We start from the raw sequence: 4,203 nt of genomic DNA, 5'->3' as shown, positions 1-4,203 counted from the left end.
GCTATCATCGTCGTTCGATTGCTGAAACTACCATGTTCCGCTTTAAGACTATTTTTGGGGGCAATCTCAGTGCACGTCAATTTGACAATCAAGCCGTGGAATTGTTCATCAAATGTGTTGCGCTCAACCGCATGATTCAGATCGCTAAACCCGATAGCTACAAGGTTGAAGGTTAATACCAGGACACTCTCAAGGCGAACCTGACCGTTTTTCTAATCATGCAACAAAGCCGATCGCTCTACAAAATTGTCATCTTTTCTGTACTTTTTGACACAAAAGTTCTCATTCCCTGTACATTTCTATATAGAATTTGCTCTACAGTAATAAGTATGAAGCTCACTGCTTTACCTAGTCATGCTTGGCTGAAGCGGCTTTTATGCTGTCGGGATGTGATTTGCCTCTATGTTTGTCCTTCAAGCTAGAGCAAAGCGTTCCATGATCCCAACGCCCAAGCCCTTCGTTCTAAGGCAGCCCGTTGGATTTCCCAAAAATCCACTTGAACGGAAGAACGAGGTTATAACCTGCTTGATCGAGCTAGGGCAAGTGCGTCCCTAGCAACTCTTTATGTCTTCATCGAGGCGCAGAAGGTATGAATCGAAAAAATCAATCTCAGAACAACGCTCCCTCTTCAGGGCGCAGCACCAGTCCTGGCAATGATTTCAACTTTGACCAGTGGGCAGTAGAAGTGCGGCAGCAAATGATCGAAGCGCTGAAGCGACGTGGTTCTGTCTAGCACTCTTACGGTTCACTCACCCTCAACTCATGACTAAATTTGATTACGGCTAAACACCTCCCAATGCAATGGGAGGTGTTTAGCCGTCGGGGATAGCGACTTGGTTGATTGCGGAATGCGACCTGACAGGCTGCTCAGCCGATTGAGGCAAGAGGGCGATCGCCTACCCAGTTCGACCTATTAGAAGAAACTTGGTTTGATATTCGTGCTTTTGAACAGAGTCCCGTCCGTTCATCCATATAATATTTAGTAACGTATACGTGCAACAAAACGATACGAAGTGGGTGCGATCGCGATCGGTTGCCAATAGCACCGTCGTCCCTAGCCTCCCACCTCATCAGATGACCCCTGCTTGCAGCACATATCAGGAGAACAATTGCCCATGGCAATGATTGAAACCAAGACCGAACCCATGGTGCTTAACATGGGACCGCATCATCCCTCGATGCATGGGGTGCTGCGGTTGATTATGACCCTGGACGGCGAGGACGTTGTAGACTGTGAACCCGTGATCGGCTACCTGCATCGGGGCATGGAAAAGATCGCGGAAAGTCGAACCAACATCATGTTTGTTCCCTACGTGAGCCGTTGGGACTACGCCGCAGGCATGTTCAACGAGGCCATCACCGTGAACGCGCCTGAGAAGCTGGCCGATATTGCCGTACCCAAGCGGGCAAGCTATATCCGGGTGATCATGCTGGAACTCAACCGGATTGCCAACCATTTGCTATGGTTAGGGCCATTCATGGCAGACGTAGGCGCACAAACACCGTTCTTCTACATCTTCCGCGAACGGGAAATGATTTACGACCTGTGGGAAGCTGCAACCGGGTCACGGCTGATTAACAACAACTATTTCCGCATTGGTGGCGTTGCTGCCGATCTGCCCTATGGATGGGTCGATAAGTGCGAAGACTTCTGTGATTACTTTTTGCCCAAGGTGGATGAGTACGAAAAGCTGATCACCAATAACCCCATCTTCCGTCGGCGGGTGGAAGGGGTGGGCACCATCTCACGGGATGATGCGATCGCCTGGGGACTGTCTGGCCCAATGCTGCGAGCCTCCGGTGTGAAGTGGGATCTCCGCAAGGTAGATCATTACGAGTCCTACGATGATTTTGATTGGGAGGTTCAGTGGGAAACCGCAGGCGACTGCTTTGCCCGTTACCTGGTTCGCATCCGCGAAATGCGTGAATCCGTCAAGATCATCCGGCAAGCTCTGCGGAGTCTACCGGGTGGCTCCTTCGAGAACCTGGAAGCCCAGCGGATTATGGAAGGCCCTAAGTCGAAATGGAACGAGTTTGACTATCAGTTCATTGGTAAGAAGATTGCGCCCACCTTCAAAATCCCCGCAGGCGAACACTATGTGCGTCTAGAAAGCGGCAAGGGCGAGTTGGGTGTCTTCATCATGGGTGACGATAGCATTTTCCCGTGGCGATTCAAGGTGCGTCCACCGGATTTTAACAATCTCCAAATCCTGCCCCACCTGCTGAAAGGGGTTAAGGTTGCTGATATTATGGCGATTCTGGGCAGTATCGACGTGATCATGGGATCAGTCGATCGCTAATCGTTCAATTGCTGTGTTAAGTCTTGGGCGGGCTCTATAGCTCGCTCTTTTTAATGCCTTAAAATCTTGCCGCAGATTGAGGAGGTAGAGGGGGACTGCGTCCCCCTTCAGACGGATATGCACCAGGACCGCTTCAAATACACCGCTAATGTGATGTATATCGCTAGCCATATCGGTTAGGACATTTTGGTGGGGCGGCGAAGCCGCCCCACCAAAATGTCCATGTCCTAAGCTATCTGGCAACAGCTATATATCCTCAAGGGGGGCGTAATGACCGGTCAGTCTGGCAACTTATACTGACTCACGATCTTCTTCGCATACCCCGGCACATGCTCCTCTAGAATCTCTGGATGGTTGCGCTTCACGTAGAGATAGTTACGGGTAAAGTGGGAATCGATGGAGAACCGTGCATACTCCAACCCCTTTGGGCCAATGCGATCGATGACTACGCCCATCAATTTTGCAGCCCACATTGGCAACGTTACCCCTTTATCGTAGGCGGGAATGCCCTGCTGGACTGCTGCATGGCGATCGCCTTCCGACATCACAGGCTGGGTTTCTATCTGATCCATCACCATATCTAGTAACTCTTGGCCGCGATCGTTGCGAACCGTAATCCACTGCCAGCCAAAGGGAGCGCCCATATAGCCCACAACGAGATCTGCCAACGAGTTCACATAGTCAAAACAGCTCATGCACGATGGGGCAAACACATCCTTGATCTTATTAGTCTTTAAGCCAAAGAAAGGAACCGTTTCGGTAGACCCATCGCTGTGCTTAAAGTGGACTCGAAAATCCTGCATAAATTCGTAGTAGATCACCGTATCGGGCGATCGACTGGTGGTTTCTAGAAACTTCTGGAGTCCGGCACGGGTCACGTTGTCCACGCAGGGTGTGCCCAGGACGTAGAGTTTTTCTAGCCCTAGCTTTTCCTCAACCGCGCGAAGCGCCTGGATCTGGCAGCCCACACCGATCACCAACAGTCGCTTCATGCCCGATTGCTCCACCTGCTCCAGCACCGATAGGTTAGGGGAGAGGGTCGGCTTATTGACTCGTGCTGCGAGAACTTCCTCTGGAGTGCGGGCAATCACGGGCTTGGGCTGAAAGTGGTCATCCTCGGTATTTTGGACACAGACTACACCTTCCACCTTGCCACTGGTTAGCATTTCAATGGCAATGCTGCTGACGATCCCTGTCCACTGGGCACCCTCAATAGGTTTCGTTTTCCGAGCCGCCATCATGTCCTGGTGTACCCCAAAATAGACATCATCAGGGTTGTCCAAATTGCGACTGCGTCCGTGAAACTGTTCTTCGAGTTCCGGAACTTGCTGGTTTAGAAATGCACACGCCTCTTTGACATAGTGAATGTAGTGGGTATCGCATAGACCACACTCACTGCATAGTTCTTTGGCCGGACGACGACTGCCGGGTTTTAAGGCTTTCGCTTTCTTGTGACCTGACTGATCCGAGGACGAATGGGGCTGAACCGATGTCATAGGAGGTTAAGGGCTGAAGGCAAACGTAATTCCACCATTGATCACCATACCGCAGGCGATCGCCTCTTTGACCAAATGTAACAAGATGCTGCGAAATATAAACGTTTCTGAGGGCTAACTATCAGAAAGTTCATAGCCAAAGAGCGGCGTTGTTGCATGAAAGAGGGGTTGCGGGCAGGAGAGGCATGGTAAATTTCAGTTATCACATATAAAACCTGCCATGAAACCTCAATACCGCATCCGCAACTGGTCAGAGTATAACGCTGGATTGAAGGCTAGGGGAAGCCTCACCTTCTGGATCGAAGAATCTGTGCTGGGGCAGTGGGTGGTCGAGGAGTTGAGCGGCAAACCCGGCGCGTCAGTTCTTTATAGTGACCTTGCGATTCAAACAATGGCGACCGTCAAAG

The 4,203-nt window shown here is 50.8% G+C and carries 5 protein-coding genes; 4 read left to right on the top strand and 1 reads right to left on the bottom strand.

Features of this window, described 5'->3' with window-relative positions:
- The 3 genes from IGR76_00755 to IGR76_00745 form a co-directional block, all read left to right on the top strand.
- Positions 1-176, top strand: a 176-nt coding sequence (locus tag IGR76_00755) for an IS5/IS1182 family transposase (GenBank protein ID MBF2077074.1), incomplete at its 5' end; no start/stop codon positions are given.
- A gap of 413 nt (positions 177-589) precedes the next feature.
- Positions 590-733 (top strand): hypothetical protein, encoded by a 144-nt coding sequence (locus IGR76_00750; GenBank protein ID MBF2077073.1) that lies wholly within the window; start codon positions 590-592, stop codon positions 731-733.
- A gap of 382 nt (positions 734-1,115) precedes the next feature.
- Positions 1,116-2,300 carry an NAD(P)H-quinone oxidoreductase subunit H gene (locus IGR76_00745; protein ID MBF2077072.1) on the top strand — a complete coding sequence of 395 codons (1,185 nt, stop codon included), beginning with the start codon at positions 1,116-1,118 and terminating at the stop codon, positions 2,298-2,300.
- Between the two features lie 278 nt (positions 2,301-2,578).
- Here the strand turns inward: IGR76_00745 and IGR76_00740 are convergent, their stop codons facing one another.
- Positions 2,579-3,796 (bottom strand): Coenzyme F420 hydrogenase/dehydrogenase, beta subunit C-terminal domain, encoded by a 1,218-nt coding sequence (locus tag IGR76_00740; protein MBF2077071.1) that lies wholly within the window; start codon positions 3,794-3,796, stop codon positions 2,579-2,581.
- A gap of 220 nt (positions 3,797-4,016) precedes the next feature.
- Between IGR76_00740 and IGR76_00735 the strand changes: the two genes are divergently transcribed.
- Positions 4,017-4,203 (top strand): transposase (locus tag IGR76_00735; GenBank protein ID MBF2077070.1); only part of this gene is annotated, 187 nt, incomplete at its 3' end.

This window comes from Synechococcales cyanobacterium T60_A2020_003, assembly GCA_015272205.1.
Taxonomy (GTDB): domain Bacteria; phylum Cyanobacteriota; class Cyanobacteriia; order RECH01; family RECH01; genus JACYMB01.
This window is presented reverse-complemented; position numbering and strand designations above follow the sequence as displayed.